The sequence below is a fragment of the Mitsuaria sp. MSU3D genome (assembly GCF_056867975.1).
Genome location: NZ_CP200314.1, coordinates 3,667,447 through 3,682,491, shown reverse-complemented (window position 1 = coordinate 3,682,491; position 15,045 = coordinate 3,667,447). Strand labels below are relative to the sequence as shown.

Here is a 15,045-nt window from a genome sequence, read left to right as displayed (position 1 = left end):
TCAAGCCGTCGGGGCGTTGTCTTTTCAATCCGGACCCATCAATCGAGCTTGAGCCTGTATCCGTATCGGAACGATTCGACGCTGGTGGGTGTGTCGGCGCCGCGGCCCTGCAGGCTGCGTTCGCGCGAAGGGCCGTAGTTGATGCCGGGAGCGCCGGTCTGTTGATCGCCGACGAGTCGCGTGTCGTGGTGGCGCAGGACGGTCCGGGTTTCCACCGTCGTGTTGCCCGACGAGGACGTCACGGTGCGATGCTCGAGGACATCGCCGTCGACGCCGCGCTCACGGCTCGTGACCTCGGTGCCGGCGAACGTCGAGCGCGTCGGTCCACGGGTCAGGAGGCGCGTGACGAGGGGCGGTCGATGCAGGCTCGACGCGGGGCCGGCCAGCTTGTTGTGCTGGGCGGCGGACGCGACCGGATGCGCCGGAACCGGCGGCGTCTCCGCTTTCGCCGGCAGGACGATGACCAGGCCGAAGATCGCGGCGGTGATCACCGTGGACAGGACGATGGCGCAGGCGGCGCGGGTGGGCTGGAGAGGCGGTGTTGTCATGTGCATGGGGATGTCGAACAGAGATGGCGATCCTCCTGTTTTGACGTGATCCCCTTCAATGGCACGAGTGAGTGAGAGTGGCTCCTCTACCGACTTGAATGAGTGTGCTCAACCCGGTTATCAGTCGGAATCGTTGAAAGAGCGCCCCGGGCGGCGTGATCCATCGGGGCGTTTATGCTCCGGTCGTTCCCCGCAGCGGGGCGGCATTGAACGGGACGGACATGGCGACGGGCGAGCGAGGCGAACGCGGGAGCAAGGGCAGGGACGGGCGCACGCGGCAGGCGGGCGCACGACGCGGCACCGGTGCGGGGGGACGCCTGCCCTTGACGCCGCAGGCGCGCTGGGAACGGCTGGTGATGCGTCGCCCCGGCCTGGCCCTGCCGCGGCTGCAGCGCCTGATCGCGCGCGAGGGCGAGCCGCCGTTCCAGGCCCTGCTCGGCGCCTTTTTCATCCTTGAGCGCTGGGGTCGCGGACCGGAACTGCAGGCCGAACTGGAACGCGCCATCGCCCGCGCATTGCAGCACCGGCTGCTGGAGGAGGCGGCGGAGCTCAGCGAGGCGCTGGGCCGCATGCACTACCAGCGCGGCGACTACGTCCAGGCCTGCAATGCCTGGAGCCAGACGCTGGAGCTGGCCGACGACGAGACCCGCTGGGCCTGCCTGGCCCGGATCGGCCTGGCGCACCTGTGTTTCGCGCTCGGCGACTGGGCGCGCGGCGGCCGGGTGCTGGATCAGGCCGAGCTGCACTATCCGCAGCTGGGCGACGACCCCTACATGCGCTCCAAGATCGCGCTGAACCGCGCCGTCTCGCTGCGCGCGACGCAGGGCCCGCAGGCCGCGCTGCCGCGCCTGGACGAGGCCCGCGCCGACGCGCGCGCCGTCGGCCACCGCGACTACGAGGCCGAGGCGATGTGGCACCACGCGCGCTGCGCGCGCGACAGCGGCGCGGTGGAGCACGCCCTGACCCTGGCGGCGGAGGCGGAAGATCTCTCGCGGCGCTGCCGCTACCGCTGGTTGCAGGCGCAGACGCTGCTGCTGATCAGCGAGCTGCGACGCGGGACCGAGGCCGTGCCGCCCGCGCAGCAGGCGCTCGCGCTGGGCGAGGAGATCCAGTCGAGGTCCTTGCAGGCGGCGGCGCACGGGCGGCTGGGACAGCTGATGGCGGAGCAGGAGCAACTCGGGCCGAGCTGGTATCACCAGCAGCAGCGGCAGCGCCTGGAGGCGACGCTCGGGCAGACGGAACTGCCGGCGCGGCTGGAACAGCTCGCGCGCTTCGACACGGATCCGCACGGTGCGGAAGGATTGCTGCTGACGCTGGGACGTTCCGGCGCGGCGGTGGCGACGACCGCGGACGTCGAATCGCAATGGGGCCAGGCACGGCCGCGGCTGTTGGAAGCCCTGGCGCTGACGGGCCTGGATCTGCGCTGGACCGCGGGGGGCTCCGCCTCGCTCGTGGGCGCCGCGGCGCGCGCGGGCCGCTCGTCGCAGACGCTGTCGCTGAGGAACGCGGCCGGCGCGGTGGTCGGGGAACTGGTGCTGGAACGGGCGGAAGGCGCCGTCTGGTCGCGCGCCGACCGCAGCCGGGCCGAGCGGCTCGCCGGCTGGCTGCAGCGCCTGATCGCCCAACTGCCCGCGCCGCAGGCGCCGGGCGGCACGTCCGACGCCGCCGACCCGGGGGCGCAGGCGCGGACGCTGGTGGCGGTGCTGGAGCGGCTTGCCAGCAGCCCCGGCGATGCCGCGGACGCCGACGCGGGACGTGCCGGTCTGACGGAAGCGCTCGAGCTCGCGCGGCGGCTCGCCGCGCGGCTCGCCTGAGCCGACGTCCTGACGTGCCTGGCGGAACGCGCTTCGCGGGACGCGGTCACCAGATGGCGAGGCTCGACGTCAGCACGCGTTGAAGCCAGCTGCGGCGGGCCGCGTCTGATACCTCGCCCTTGCCGGCGATCTCCATCCTCGCATTGACGACGTCCGCGGACTGGACCTGGTTGCCCGTGCGGATGTCCTGCGGATTGACGACGCCCGAGAAGCGCAGCGTCTGCAGCCCGCCGTTCATCGCGATGCTGCGCTCGCCGGCGACGACGAGGTGGCCGTTGGGCAGCACGTTGATCACGGAGACGGCCATCTGTCCGCTCAGGCTGCCGCTGGCCTCGGTATCGCCGGAGCCCTTGTACGAATCGCTGCCCGACGCGGTGGCGTCGGCCTTGAGCAGCCGGTCGACGATGCCGACGTTGCTGGAGCCGCCCGGTCCCTTGACCGCGAGCTTGTTGTCGCGGCTGGTGTCGGTCTTGCTCTTCTGCGTGGCGCTGAGCGACTCGCTGATGGCGACCTTCAGCGAATCGCCGACCTGGCGCGCGCGGCGCTCGGTGGTGAAGAGCGAGGCCGCGGCCATGCCGGGCTGGTAGATCGCGCCGTTGTTGACGCGCTCGACATAGGCGCCGTCCGGCACCGGCATCACCTGCACCGGACCCTGGACCAGCGCGTCGTGCGAGGCGCAGGCGCTCAGGACCGCGGCGCCCAGCAGCGCCAACAGCCGCGGCAACAGCAATGACGCCAGCAGTGATGGCAGGAGCATGCCGCGTCGCGCGGCCGTGGAGACGTTGACCATGATTCCCTCGTCGATGCGATCGTTGTTCTGGAGTTCTTCCGGGCGCGGTCCTGATGTCCGGCGCCGCGCTCAGCCTTCGAAGCCGGTCAGCAGCGCCCGCACCACCGGTGCGAGCTTGTTGCGCGTGCTGGCCCACTTGCCCATGCCCAGCGCCGCGTCGTCGCTGCGGTAGCTGCTGGCGGCCATCAGGCGGCCGCCGGCGTCGTGCAGGCTCAGCGTGGCCTGCGCGAGGTAGGGCCGGATCTGGTCCGACAGCGGCGGCTTGTCCCACTGCTGCAGGCCCTGGTAGTGCACCCAGGCGGGGCAGGCCTCGTCGCCGGGCCGCACGCCGGCTTCGAAGACGCGGGCCTGGACCTCGTGCTCGCGCAGTTCGGCGATCAGCGCCGGGACGAATTCGGGCAGCGCGAGCGAGCGGTTGTATTCGATGCAGACGCGCTCCGGCAGCGCCGCGTCGTGGAACACCGTCTGCGTCGCCCGCGTCGGCCCCTGGCCGATCGCCATCGTCGCCATGCCGGCCGTCGCCTTGGCCAGCTCGACGGTGGGCATCGGGCTCAGCAGCGAGCAGCCGGCCAGCGGCATCGCGGTGCCGATCACGAGCGCGGTCGTGAAGACGCCGGCGAGCGCGCGGGCACTGGCGCGGGCCCGGGCGACGGCGCGGGCCACGGCGACGGCGCTGGCCAGGGCGACGGCGGCGCGCATGGTCAGAGGATCTCGTCGATCAGCGCCTTGCCCGCGACGGCGCCCGCGGCGAGGTAGCCGCCGACGGTGCTGCCGAACTCGCCGGCTTCCTTCATGACCGTGCTGGTGCCGCTGGCGACGGCATCCTTCACGTCGCCGGCCAGCTCCTTCACCTCGGACAGGCCGGTCGAGATCGCGTGGCCCACGTCCTTGGCGCCGTCCTCGAGCGCCTGCAGGCCTTCCTCGCTCCAATGCACGACGGTGCTGACGGCGTTCTCGCCGCCCTGATACGCGGCCTGCGCCAGGCCGATCGCGCCGGCGGCGACGGTGCCGTACTCGCGGGCGTTGATCTCGAAGCTGCCGCTCGGGCGGTTCACGAGTTGACGGGAGGCGACCAGCGGAGCGCCGGTGCCGGTCGTGGTGGGGACGGTGGACATGACTTCTCCTGGGTGGTGGTGACGATGGAAGCCATTCTTCCGGGGGCCGGCACGGCGGATGCCCTCATGAACAGCGGCGTCCGACGGCTCTACAAACTTTCTATATTTCCTGCCGCACATCTGCCGACGCCGTTGTTCGCCGACTGTGAACAAGCGTTGCCCGCGCACGCGGCCGGCGTGTCAGGCACCGCGATGCGCCCGTTCGTGTCGGCTGTTTGTCGCGCGTGTGGGAGTCCATGTCGGCGGCGTGCCAGGCCCGGCACACGCCGGCCGCGCCATGACCCTGGGATATGCTTGCCTGCTATGAGCGACGTGCCTCTCGCCCCTGCCGCCACCCCGCTCCCGGCCGCCGCCGAAACGGTCACTGCCGAAACGGCCGACGCCGAACCGGCCGCGCGCGCCTACAAGATCCCCGAGTCCGTGCTGGTCGTGATCCACACCGACGCGTTGGACGTGCTGATGCTGGAACGGGCCGACCGGCCCGGCTTCTGGCAGTGCGTGACCGGGTCGAAGGACGCGCCCGACGAGCCCCTGAGCGAGACCGCCCGGCGCGAGGTGCTGGAGGAAACCGGCATCCGCGTGCAAGACCTGGCCCCGGCGGCGCTCGTCGACTGGCAGGTGGCCAACGTCTACGACATCTACCCGGTCTGGCGCCACCGCTACGCGCCGGGCGTGACGCGCAACACCGAACATGTCTTCGGCCTGACGGTGCCGTCGGGCACGGCGGTGACGCTGGCGCCGCGCGAGCACCTCGATTTCCGCTGGCTGCCGTGGCGCGAGGCGGCGGACCTGTGCTTCTCGCCGTCCAACGCGGAAGCCATCCTCCAACTGCCCGCCCACATCGCGTCGATCCGGGCGCGCCACGAAAAGGCCGCGCCATGATCCGCCGAACGCCGCGTCACGCGGCCCTGACCAATTCGGCGACCACGGACACCTCGCCCGCCGACAGCGTCGGCCGCCTGCGCGTCGCGACCTACAACATCCACAAGGGCGTGCGCGGGATGGGCCCGGGCAAGCGGCTGGAGATCCACAACCTCGGCATGGGCGTGCAGGCGCTGGACGCGGACCTGGTGTTCCTGCAGGAGGTCCGGCTGTTCCATCACCGCGAGGCGCGCCAGTTCGACCGCAGCTGGTTCGGCTGGCCGGAGCAGGGGCAGGCGGAGTTCCTCGCGCCGGAAGGCTACGAGGTGGCCTACCGCACCAACGCGGTCACGCGCCACGGCGAGCACGGCAATGCGCTGCTGTCGCGTTATCCGCTGGGAGACATCGGCCATCACGACGTGTCGGACCACCGCTTCGAGCAGCGCGGCCTGCTGCACGTGCCGGTGCATTGGCAGGGGACCGAGGTGCACGCGGTGGTGGCGCACCTGGGCCTGATCCATGGCAGCCGGGTGCGCCAGATCCAGAAGCTGGCGGCCTTCATCGAGGACCACGTGCCGCACGGCGCGCCGCTGGTGGTGGCCGGCGACTTCAACGACTGGGGCGAGCGGCTGGACGAGCCCATGCGCGCGACCGGCCTGGGCCGGGCGATGCTGCCCGGCGCGAAGCGCTCGCTGCCGACCTTCCCGTCGCGGGTGCCGGTGTTCTCGCTGGACCGGATCTACATGCGCGGCCTGCGCTGCGTCGACATGAAGGTCCCGCGCGGTCCGGCGTGGGCGCGCATGTCCGACCACCTGCCGCTGCTCGCCGAGCTCGTGCTGACTTGAAGCGGCCGCAGGAACCCCTCTTCCCCTGGACCCTCGGGTCCCAGCCCAGCTTCACCGGCGGGAACGCGGTGCGGCTGCTGTGCGGCGGCGATGCGCTGTTCCCGGCGCAGATCGAGGCGATCGATCGGGCCGAGCAGGAGGTCTGGCTCGCGACCTACATCTTCCACGACGACGAGGCCGGTGCCGCGACCGTGGCGGCGCTGAAGCGCGCCGCGTTACGCGGCGTGCGGGTGAGGGTGGTGGTGGACGGCTTCGGCTCGAAGGGCAGCCTGGGCTGGCTGCGGGGGGAAGTCGACGGCACGCCGGTGGCGCTGGCGGTGTTCCGTCCGATCGACCGGTGGTGGAACTGGCTGCATCCCGGTCAATTGCGGCGGCTGCACCAGAAGCTGTGCGTGGTCGATGGACGCGTGGGGTTCGTCGGCGGCATCAACGTGATCGACGACCGCGTCGACCTCCATCACGGCCGCACGGAGACGCCGCGGCTGGACTTCGCCGTCAGCGTCGGCGGGCCCGCGGTGCGGGCTATCGAGCAGGCGGCGCGTGCCGTGTGGACGCGCGCGTGGCTGGGCCACGACTTCGGCGACGAGATGCGGGCGATGATCCGCAGCGCCTCGCCGGCGCGGCGCGCGAAGCGCCTGATGCGGCGCATCCGGATGCCGCGCGGGGAACACCGCCGGCGCGACCCCACCCGCCTGCCGCCGGTGCGCGCGGCCTTCGTGCTGCGCGACAACCTGCGCCAGCGCCGCACCATCGAGCGCGCCTACGTCGACGCGATCCGCGCCGCGACCGCGCGCGTGGACCTGATCACGCCGTACTTCTATCCGGGGCAGCGCTTCCGTCGCGCCCTGAAGGACGCGGCGCAGCGCGGTGTCCAGGTGCGGCTGCTGCTCCAGGGCAAGGTCGACTACCGGATCGCCGCGCTGGCCGCGCATGCGCTCTATGACGAGCTGCTCGGGCACGGCGTCCAGATCTACGAGTACACGCCGGCCTTCCTGCACGCCAAGATCTGCGTCGTCGACAACGACTGGGCCACCATCGGCAGCTCCAACATCGATCCGCTGTCGTTGCTGCTCAACCTCGAAGCCAACGTCGTCGTGCGCGACGCCGCCTTCGCGGGCGATGTCGCGCGGGAGTTCGATGCGGCGGTGGCGAAGTCCCACCGCGTCGAGCCGACCGCCGGGCGCGGGCTGCGGGGCTTCCTCGGCCGCGCGCTCGTCGCGTGGGTCGCCTACGTCTACCTGCGGGTGGCGGGGGCGACCGGGCGCTACTGACGCGGGTCTGACTCCCTCTCCCGCTTGCGGGAGAGGGCAGGGGTGAGGGCCAGCAGCCTCACGCACGAACCAAAAGCGCTATTGACTGCGGGTCGCCAAGCGCGGGCTCTCCACGCATCAGGGGGCATCCCTCCGGGAACCCCCAGAAGCATTCCGGCCCCACTCGCAGTCGCTGACTTCAGCGGTTTGGGACCGATGACTGCGGGGTCACTTGGTGTAGGTGCCGGGGCCTGGCGGCATCGACGGCCGCACGCCGGTGGGGAAAGGATCCTGCTGCGTCTTGTTGCCGCTGCTCGCCGGCGCATTGAACTGCCTGTCGATGAATCTCAGCATCGGCTCGACGCGCGCGGCCCAACTGCCCTCGTCATGTCCGGCACCCTCGGCTTCGAGGTAACCGATGTCGGCGCCGGCCCAGCCTCGCGCGGACAGCACCGAGCGCAGCTTGCGCAACTGCTTGATCGAGTCCGGACCTTCGTTCGTGCCCATGTCCAGCCACAGTTTCGGTCGCGGCAGCGACATCGGCAGCGGCGTCTTCTGCGTGTCGCGGATCGGGAACTCGTCGTCCCACCACAGCGACGGCGACACCACCAACGCCGTGCCGAAGACGTCGCCGTGATGCACCGCCAGCCACAGGCTCATGATGCCGCCCAGCGAGGAGCCACCCACCGCCGTGTGCGCCGCATCGGGCAGCGTGCGGTAGCGCGCGTCGATCGAGGGCTTGAGCTGCTCGATCAGGTAGCGCGCGTAGGCCGGCGCGAGACCGCCCCGCGTCTGGCCCTCGTACGTCCTCGCGGTCGCGGTGTACTCGTCGATGCGGCGCGAGGTGTTGTTGACCGCCACGATGATCAGCGGCTGGATCTGGCCATCGACGACCAGGCGTTGCGCGGTCTCGTCGACCTGCCACTCGGCGCCCGCCGCGGCGGCGTCGAAGACGTTCTGGCCGTCGTGCAGGTAGAGCACGGGGTAGCGGCGCTCGGTGTTGCGCTCGTAGTCGGGCGGCAGCCAGACCTGCACCGGACGCTGCGCGACGAAGTTGCCGGGCAGCGGCGCCAGCCGCTCGATCGTGCCGGCGCGGCTCAGCGAGATCGGCGCGCCGGGCGCGTTGAACGCGCGCGTGACGCGCACCTCGTCGGAGACCAGTTCCAGCGACCGGTTGGAGCCGGTCTCCCAGTCGCCTTCGGGATCGTTCTGGCCGGGGTGCTCGACGTGGAACTTGTAGGGCACGTTGCCGCCGGCCGGGATGCGCTCGAAGACGGCGGTGGCGCTGTACCAGCCCTCGCGTCCCAGGCCCGCGGCCGGCGCGACCAGCGAGCGCCCCCAGTTGAGCGGCGCCGCGCCGCCGCGCACGCCCACGATGTCCTTGGCGGGATCGAAGCGGCCGGCGGCGATCTCCTCGCGCATGTCGATGTCGAAGACGACCTTGGTCGCGGCGAAGGCGTGCGGCGCGACGAGCATCGCCGCGATCAGCAGCAACAGGCCCGCAACGAAGCGCACAAGCTGGGGCGAGGCGCGTTCCGGCGCGGGCAGGGTGGAAACGCGAACGGCGCGCGGAGAGCGCGCCGTCGAGGCGGTGTGTGGCATGCGGGACTCGCGCGAAGCTGGCGGGCGAGGCCCGCCGAGGCCTCGGATATTAGTCCAGCACGACCATCTCCGTGCGCGCGCGCAGCAGCGCGGCCGGACCGCGCGGGCCGTCGTCGTTGACCAGCACGAAGGCGCGCTCGATGTCGGGCGCCAGGTAGTGGTCGGTGGGCATCGCCGGGCAGCGCTCGCGCAGCAGCGCGTGCACGTCCTCCAGCGGCGCGGAGCTGCGCAGCGGCCGCAGGAACTCGATGCCCTGCGCGGCGGCCAGCAGTTCGATGGCGACGATGTGCGCGGTGTTGTCCAGCATCGGCCCCAGGCGACGGGCGCCGAAGGTGGCCATCGAGACGTGGTCTTCCTGGTTGGCGGAGGTCGGCAGGCTGTCGACGCTCGCCGGATGCGCGAGCGACTTGTTCTCGCTGGCCAGCGCCGCGGCGGTGACGTGCGCGATCATGAAGCCGGAATTCAGGCCGGCGTTCTCGGTCAGGAAGGCGGGCAGGCGCGAGACGCCGGTGTCGATCAGCATCGCGATGCGGCGCTCGGCGATGGCGCCGACCTCGGCGATCGCGCAGGCCAGCGCGTCGGCGGCCAGCGCCACCGGCTCGGCGTGGAAGTTGCCGCCGGAGACCATCGCGGCGGGGCCGTCCTCCGACGCGAACACCAGCGGGTTGTCCGTCACCGCGTTGGCCTCGCGCAGCAGCACGTCGCGGACGTAGCGCGACTGGTCCAGGCAGGCGCCCATGACCTGCGGCTGGCAGCGCAGGCAGTACGGGTCCTGCACGCGGTCGTCGCCGTCGCGATGCGACTGGCGGATCGGGCTGCCGGCGAGCAGCGCGCGGTAGGCGGCCGCGGCCTCGATCTGGCCGGGCTGGCCGCGCACCTCATGGATGCGGGGATCGAAGGGACCGTCGCTGCCGCGCGCGGCGTCCAGGCTCAGCGCGCCGCTGACGACAGCGGCGGCGTAGACGGTCTCGAAGCGCAACAGGCCTTCCAGCGCCAGCGCCGTCGAGGTCTGCGTGCCGTTGATCAGCGCCAGGCCTTCCTTGGCCTCGAGCACCAGCGGCTTCAGGCCGGCCTTCTCCAGCGCCGCCAGCGCGGGCTGGCGCTGGCCGTCGACCAGCATCTCGCCTTCGCCCATCAGCGCCAGCGTCATGTGCGACAGCGGCGCCAGGTCGCCCGACGCGCCCACCGAGCCTTGCGCCGGCACGTAGGGCACGAGGCCGGCGTTGAAGGCGTCGAGGATGCTCTGCACCACCGATTCGCGCACGCCGGAGAAACCGCGCGCCAGCGAGGCGGCCTTCGTCGCCAGCATCAGCCGCACGACCGGCGGCGCCAGCGGCGCGCCGACGCCGACGCAGTGCGAGCGGATCAGGTTGCGCTGCAGGGCGGCCAGTTCGTCCTTGCCGATGCGCTTGGACGCGAGCTTGCCGAAGCCGGTGTTGACGCCGTAGACCGGGTCGTCGCCGGCCGCGGCGGCCTGCACGACGGCGGCGCCGCGGCGGATCGCCGGCCAGGCGTCGGCGTGCAGCGCGAGCGTCACGCCGCCGGCGCGGATGCGGCGCAGCTGCTCCAGCGAGAGCTTGCCGGGGATGAGTTCAAGGGAGGTCGTCATGGGATCTCGGATCGAAGTCTGAGCGGAGTCTGGGGCGGGCGGGTTCAGGAGACGCGGGGCCGGGCCGGCAGGGGCTCAGCGGCCCAGCATCGGCAGCTTCAGGCCGCGCTCCTGCGCGGTCTTCTCCGCCAGCTCGTAGCCCGCGTCGGCGTGGCGCATGACGCCGGTGCCGGGGTCGTTCCACAGCACGCGGGAGAGGCGCTTGTCGGCCGCTTCCGTGCCGTCGCACACGATCACCACGCCGCTGTGCTGCGAGTAGCCCATGCCCACGCCGCCGCCGTGATGCAGCGAGACCCAGGTCGCGCCGCCGGCGGTGTTGAGCATGGCGTTGAGCAGCGGCCAGTCGGAGACGGCGTCGGAGCCGTCCCGCATCGATTCGGTCTCGCGGTTGGGGCTGGCCACCGAGCCGGAGTCCAGGTGGTCGCGGCCGATGACGATCGGCGCCTTCAGCTCGCCGGTGCGGACCATCTCGTTGAAGGCCAGGCCGGCCTTGTGGCGCTCGCCCAGGCCCAGCCAGCAGATGCGCGCGGGCAGACCCTGGAAGGCGATGCGCTCGCGCGCCATGTCCAGCCAGCGGTGCACGCCGGCATGGTGCGGGAACAGCTCCTTGATCTTGGCGTCGGTCTTGTAGATGTCCTCCGGATCGCCGGACAGCGCGACCCAGCGGAACGGGCCGCGACCTTCGCAGAACTGCGGGCGCACGTAGGCGGGCACGAAGCCGGGGAAGTCGAAGGCGTTCTTCACGCCCTGGTCGAAGGCGACCTGGCGGATGTTGTTGCCGTAGTCGACGGTCGCGATGCCCATGGCCTGGAAGTCCAGCATCGCCTGCACATGCACCGCGCAGCCGCGCGCGGCGGCGGCCTTCAGGTCCGCGTGCTTGGCCGGATCGGCGGCCGCGGCCTTCCATTGCTCGACGCTCCAGCCCGCCGGCAGGTAGCCGTTGATCAGGTCGTGCGCCGAGGTCTGGTCGGTGACCAGGTCCGGCTTGATCGCGCTGCCGGCCTTCACGCGCGCGACCAGCGCGGGCAGGACCTCCGCCGCGTTGCCCAGCAGGGCGATGGAGACGGCCTTCTTCTCGGCCGTGTACCTGGCGATGCGCGCCAGCGCGTCGTCGAGGTCCGTCGCCTGCTCGTCGACGTAGCGCGTCTTCAGGCGGAAATCGATGCGCGACTGCTGGCACTCGATGGTCAGCGAGCAGGCGCCGGCGAAGGTCGCCGCCAGCGGCTGCGCGCCGCCCATGCCGCCCAGGCCCGCGGTCAGCACCCAGCGGCCGACCATGTCGCCGCCGAAGTGCTGGCGGCCGGCTTCCGCGAAGGTCTCGTACGTGCCCTGCACGATGCCCTGCGAGCCGATGTAGATCCACGAGCCGGCCGTCATCTGGCCGTACATCATGAGGCCCTTGCGGTCGAGCTCGTTGAAGTGCTCCCAGTTCGCCCACGCCGGCACGAGGTTGGAGTTGGCCAGCAGCACGCGCGGCGCGTCGACATGCGACGGGAACACGCCGACCGGCTTGCCCGACTGGATCAGCAGCGTCTCGTCCTCGTTGAGGTTCTTCAGCGAGCTCAGGATCTGCTCGAAGCAGTCCCAGTTGCGCGCCGCCTTGCCGATGCCGCCGTAGACCACGAGCGCATCGGGGTTCTCCGCCACGGCCGGATCCAGGTTGTTCTGGATCATCCGGTAGGCGGCCTCGATCAGCCAGTTCTTGCAGCTCAGCTGCGTGCCGGTGGGGGCGCGCACCGGGCGCGGCTGGGCGGAGTGGATGGGCGTCGTGGTCGTCGGTGTCGTCGTCATCGAGATCTCCTGGTCTGAGCTGCGAGGTCCGGCCGCCGTGGATGGCTCGGCCGGCCGGTGCTGTGCGGTCCGATGGGGCGCGATCATAGGATCGCTTTCCGTGGTTGTCTATACAAGTACAGTCAAGTAGGATGCCGCCCCATGGCGACCCCCTCATCGAGCCCGGGCGGCGGCGGTCCCGCGCCGCAATACCTGAAGGTGAAGACGCATCTGCGCGAAGGCATCGCCAGCGGACGCTGGCGCCCGGGCGAGCGCCTGCCGTCCGAGGCGGAACTGACCGGGACCTTCGGCGTCAGCCGGATGACGGTGAACCGCGCGCTGCGCGAGTTGCATCAGGAAGGCATGATCGACCGCGTGCAGGGCGTGGGCACCTTCGTCGCGGAGCTGCACCGGATCGCCTCGACGCTGACGGTGCGCGACGTGCATGAGGAGATCGCCGAGCGCGGTCACCGGCACGAGGCCAAGGTCCATGTGCTGGAGACCTTGAAGGCGAGCGCCGAGCAGGCCGCGATGCTCGGCCTGCGCGCCGGCTCGACCTTGTTCCACAGCGTCATCGTGCACCGCGAGAACGGCATCGCGATCCAGTGCGAGGATCGCCTCGTCAATCCGGCCTGCGCCCCGGGCTACATGGACCAGGATTTCGAGCGCGTGACCCCGACGCATTACCTGCTGGAGGTCGCGCCGCTGTCGGAGGCGCGCTATACGATCGAGGCGGCCATGCCCAATGCCCTCGAGGCGAAACTGCTGGGCATGCCGCGCGGCGAGCCCTGCCTCGTGGTCAAGCGCGCCACGTCGAGCCAGGGCCGCACGGTGACGGCGGTGCGGCTGGTGCACCCGGCCAGTCGCTATTTCCTTGAAGGCAGCTTCCAGGCGTGACGCTGTTCACGAGTGGGCGGGCAAGTTGTGGCAGGAGGGCGGATGTGACGTTTCGTGACGTGACGAGATGGATGAGTCTTCGAAAATCCCGGGCTTCAACAAAAACCAACAAGCTGCCGGACATGAGCTGGATGAGGATCACCGCCGATGATGTCGCGCCCACCCCGTGGCGCAACGGGGGAGGCCGGACGCGCGAGTTGCTCGCCTGGCCGCACGTGGCGGACTGGAAGGTCCGCGTCAGCATCGCGGACATCGACCGCGACGGGCCGTTCTCCGCCTTCCCGGGCGTGGACCGCTGGTTCGGCGTGCTGTCGGGCGCAGGCGTGATCCTGCGCGGCCGGGCGCTGAAACCCAACGAGGGCATCGTGCAGTTCGCCGGCGAAGACGCACCGAATTGCGTGCTCATCGACGGTCCGACGCAGGACTTCAACGCGATGCACCGCCGCGACGCGGGCGTGTTCCGCGTGCAGCCGGCCGACCGGCCCGTGATCCCGCACGGGGCGCAGTGGCTGGGGCTGTTCACGCAGGAGGGCGGGATGATCATCCACGGTCATCGTTCGGTGCCGCTGGCGCCGCACACGCTCGCGTGGTGCGAGTCGCCGGCCTCGCAGAGCTGCGTCTTCGACGATGGCGATCAACACGGCCCCGCCTGGTGGCTGATCTGGAGCGAGTCATGACGATCGAGTCCTCGACGGCCGCGGCGGCGTCGGCAGGTGCGCCGCGGCGCGTGCTGTACGCCAATGCGACGCTGACCACCCTGGCGGGCGACCGCGACTGGGGCCTGGTGAACGACGGCGCACTGCTGGTCGAGGGCGAACAACTGCGCTGGGTCGGCCCGATGGCGGACCTGCCCGCCGACCTGCGCGACAGCGCGGGCGAGCTGCGCGACCTGGGCGGCCTGCTGGTGACGCCGGGCTTGATCGATTGCCACACGCACCTGGTCTATGGCGGCGAGCGCTCGGCGGAATTCGAGCAGCGCCTGCAGGGCGCGACCTACGAGGAGATCGCGCGCGCCGGCGGCGGCATCCGCTCGACGGTCGCCGCGACGCGGGCGGCAAGCGAGCCGGCGCTGCACGCGCTCGCCGTGGCGCGTGCCCGGGCGCTGATGGCCGAGGGGCTGACGACGCTGGAGGTGAAGTCCGGCTACGGCCTGTCGCTGGCGGACGAGGCCAAGTGCCTGCGCGTCGCGCGCCAGCTGGGCGAGCTCGGCTTGACGGTGAAGACGACCTACCTCGGCGCGCATGCGCTGCCGCCCGAATTCGACGGCCGTCAGGACGACTACGTCGACGCCGTCTGCGCGTGGTTGCCGGAGTTGCATCAGCAGGGCCTGGTCGATGCGGTCGATGCCTTCTGTGAACGCATCGGCTTCACGCCGGAGCAGACGCGTCGCGTGTTCGAGGCGGCCCGCGCGCTCGGCCTGCCGGTGAAGCTGCATGCGGAGCAGCTCAGCGACCAGGGCGGCGCCGCGCTCGCGGCCGGGTTCAACGCGCTGTCCTGCGACCACCTCGAATACCTGAGCGATGCGGGCATCGCCGCGATGGCCCGGGCCGGCACGGTGGCGGTGCTGCTGCCCGGCGCCTTCTACTTCCTGCGCGAGACGAAGCTGCCGCCGATCCAGGCGCTGCGCGACGCCGGCGTGCCGATCGCGCTGGCCACCGATCACAACCCGGGCAGTTCGCCGGGGCTGTCGCTGCTGCTGATGCTGAACATGGCCTGCACCTTCTTCCGGATGACGCCGGAAGAGGCGCTGCGCGGCCTCACGACGAACGCGGCTCGGGCCCTCGGTTTGCCCGATCGCGGGCGGCTGGCGGCAGGCCAGCGCGCCGATTTCTGCGTCTGGGACGCGACGCACCCGCGCGAGCTGAGCTACTGGTTCGGCCGCAATCCGCTGCGGCAGACGGTCGTGGGCGGCCGGCCGCGCGGCTGAGACGAACAATGAGCCCG

At 71.4% G+C, this 15,045-nt stretch carries 14 protein-coding genes; 7 read left to right on the top strand and 7 right to left on the bottom strand.

Annotated elements, in window-relative coordinates; genetic code table 11:
- Positions 1 to 38: 38 nt before the first annotated feature.
- On the bottom strand, positions 39 to 548 hold the full coding sequence (locus AC1VNM_RS16090) for a hypothetical protein (RefSeq protein ID WP_483107563.1): 510 nt from the start codon (positions 546 to 548) through the stop codon (positions 39 to 41).
- 221 nt (positions 549 to 769) lie between these two features.
- Here AC1VNM_RS16090 and AC1VNM_RS16085 point away from each other — a divergent pair, with 221 nt between their 5' ends.
- Positions 770 to 2,362 (top strand): hypothetical protein, encoded by a 1,593-nt coding sequence (locus AC1VNM_RS16085; protein WP_377160964.1) that lies wholly within the window; start codon positions 770 to 772, stop codon positions 2,360 to 2,362.
- A gap of 46 nt (positions 2,363 to 2,408) precedes the next feature.
- Here AC1VNM_RS16085 and AC1VNM_RS16080 read toward each other — a convergent pair whose 3' ends face one another.
- From AC1VNM_RS16080 to AC1VNM_RS16070, 3 genes are all read right to left on the bottom strand, one after another.
- Positions 2,409 to 3,152: a flagellar basal body L-ring protein FlgH gene (locus tag AC1VNM_RS16080; RefSeq protein ID WP_483107562.1), complete on the bottom strand. Its 744-nt coding sequence runs from the start codon at positions 3,150 to 3,152 to the stop codon at positions 2,409 to 2,411.
- A 69-nt stretch (positions 3,153 to 3,221) separates the two neighbouring features.
- Positions 3,222 to 3,851: a cell division protein FtsI gene (locus tag AC1VNM_RS16075; protein ID WP_483107561.1), complete on the bottom strand. Its 630-nt coding sequence runs from the start codon at positions 3,849 to 3,851 to the stop codon at positions 3,222 to 3,224.
- 2 nt (positions 3,852 to 3,853) lie between these two features.
- Complete coding sequence (locus tag AC1VNM_RS16070; protein ID WP_431099856.1) at positions 3,854 to 4,267, bottom strand: hypothetical protein; 414 nt, start codon at positions 4,265 to 4,267, stop codon at positions 3,854 to 3,856.
- 303 nt (positions 4,268 to 4,570) lie between these two features.
- Here AC1VNM_RS16070 and nudB point away from each other — a divergent pair, with 303 nt between their 5' ends.
- From nudB to clsB, 3 genes are all read left to right on the top strand, one after another.
- The gene (gene nudB, locus AC1VNM_RS16065) at positions 4,571 to 5,149 is read left to right on the top strand and encodes a dihydroneopterin triphosphate diphosphatase (RefSeq protein ID WP_483107560.1); all 579 of its coding nucleotides are present in this window, start codon (positions 4,571 to 4,573) and stop codon (positions 5,147 to 5,149) included.
- 119 nt (positions 5,150 to 5,268) lie between these two features.
- Complete coding sequence (locus AC1VNM_RS16060) at positions 5,269 to 5,973, top strand: endonuclease/exonuclease/phosphatase family protein (RefSeq protein WP_377161774.1); 705 nt, start codon at positions 5,269 to 5,271, stop codon at positions 5,971 to 5,973.
- Entirely contained in the window at positions 5,970 to 7,244 is a 1,275-nt protein-coding gene (clsB, locus tag AC1VNM_RS16055; RefSeq protein WP_377160974.1) for a cardiolipin synthase ClsB, read from the top strand. The genes AC1VNM_RS16060 and clsB overlap by 4 nt, the downstream gene beginning before the upstream one ends.
- Before the next feature lie 207 nt (positions 7,245 to 7,451).
- Here clsB and AC1VNM_RS16050 read toward each other — a convergent pair whose 3' ends face one another.
- The 3 genes from AC1VNM_RS16050 to hutU all read right to left on the bottom strand — a co-directional run bounded on the left by AC1VNM_RS16050 (position 7,452) and on the right by hutU (position 12,225).
- Positions 7,452 to 8,825, bottom strand: a complete 1,374-nt coding sequence (locus AC1VNM_RS16050; RefSeq protein ID WP_483107559.1) for an alpha/beta hydrolase — start codon at positions 8,823 to 8,825, stop codon at positions 7,452 to 7,454.
- A gap of 49 nt (positions 8,826 to 8,874) precedes the next feature.
- Entirely contained in the window at positions 8,875 to 10,434 is a 1,560-nt protein-coding gene (gene hutH / locus AC1VNM_RS16045) for a histidine ammonia-lyase (protein WP_483107558.1), read from the bottom strand.
- Between the two features lie 75 nt (positions 10,435 to 10,509).
- A complete protein-coding gene (hutU, locus tag AC1VNM_RS16040; protein ID WP_483107557.1) occupies positions 10,510 to 12,225 on the bottom strand; it encodes a urocanate hydratase in 1,716 nt (571 codons plus the stop codon).
- 141 nt (positions 12,226 to 12,366) lie between these two features.
- Here hutU and hutC point away from each other — a divergent pair, with 141 nt between their 5' ends.
- The 3 genes from hutC to hutI all read left to right on the top strand — a co-directional run bounded on the left by hutC (position 12,367) and on the right by hutI (position 15,028).
- Complete coding sequence (hutC, locus tag AC1VNM_RS16035; protein WP_483107556.1) at positions 12,367 to 13,101, top strand: histidine utilization repressor; 735 nt, start codon at positions 12,367 to 12,369, stop codon at positions 13,099 to 13,101.
- Between the two features lie 122 nt (positions 13,102 to 13,223).
- The gene (locus tag AC1VNM_RS16030) at positions 13,224 to 13,778 is read left to right on the top strand and encodes a HutD/Ves family protein (RefSeq protein WP_377160987.1); all 555 of its coding nucleotides are present in this window, start codon (positions 13,224 to 13,226) and stop codon (positions 13,776 to 13,778) included.
- A complete protein-coding gene (gene hutI, locus AC1VNM_RS16025; RefSeq protein WP_483107555.1) occupies positions 13,775 to 15,028 on the top strand; it encodes an imidazolonepropionase in 1,254 nt (417 codons plus the stop codon). Before AC1VNM_RS16030 ends, hutI begins: the two co-directional genes overlap by 4 nt.
- Positions 15,029 to 15,045 lie beyond the last annotated feature (17 nt).

Coding starts and splice junctions, on each gene's coding strand:
- AC1VNM_RS16090 (WP_483107563.1), bottom strand. CDS start 548: ATGACAACACCGCCTCTCCAGCCCACCCGCGCCGCCTGCGCCATCGTC.
- AC1VNM_RS16085 (WP_377160964.1), top strand. CDS start 770: ATGGCGACGGGCGAGCGAGGCGAACGCGGGAGCAAGGGCAGGGACGGG.
- AC1VNM_RS16080 (WP_483107562.1), bottom strand. CDS start 3,152: ATGGTCAACGTCTCCACGGCCGCGCGACGCGGCATGCTCCTGCCATCA.
- AC1VNM_RS16075 (WP_483107561.1), bottom strand. CDS start 3,851: ATGCGCGCCGCCGTCGCCCTGGCCAGCGCCGTCGCCGTGGCCCGCGCC.
- AC1VNM_RS16070 (WP_431099856.1), bottom strand. CDS start 4,267: ATGTCCACCGTCCCCACCACGACCGGCACCGGCGCTCCGCTGGTCGCC.
- nudB (WP_483107560.1), top strand. CDS start 4,571: ATGAGCGACGTGCCTCTCGCCCCTGCCGCCACCCCGCTCCCGGCCGCC.
- AC1VNM_RS16060 (WP_377161774.1), top strand. CDS start 5,269: ATGGGCCCGGGCAAGCGGCTGGAGATCCACAACCTCGGCATGGGCGTG.
- AC1VNM_RS16050 (WP_483107559.1), bottom strand. CDS start 8,825: ATGCCACACACCGCCTCGACGGCGCGCTCTCCGCGCGCCGTTCGCGTT.
- hutH (WP_483107558.1), bottom strand. CDS start 10,434: ATGACGACCTCCCTTGAACTCATCCCCGGCAAGCTCTCGCTGGAGCAG.
- hutU (WP_483107557.1), bottom strand. CDS start 12,225: ATGACGACGACACCGACGACCACGACGCCCATCCACTCCGCCCAGCCG.
- hutC (WP_483107556.1), top strand. CDS start 12,367: ATGGCGACCCCCTCATCGAGCCCGGGCGGCGGCGGTCCCGCGCCGCAA.
- AC1VNM_RS16030 (WP_377160987.1), top strand. CDS start 13,224: ATGAGCTGGATGAGGATCACCGCCGATGATGTCGCGCCCACCCCGTGG.
- hutI (WP_483107555.1), top strand. CDS start 13,775: ATGACGATCGAGTCCTCGACGGCCGCGGCGGCGTCGGCAGGTGCGCCG.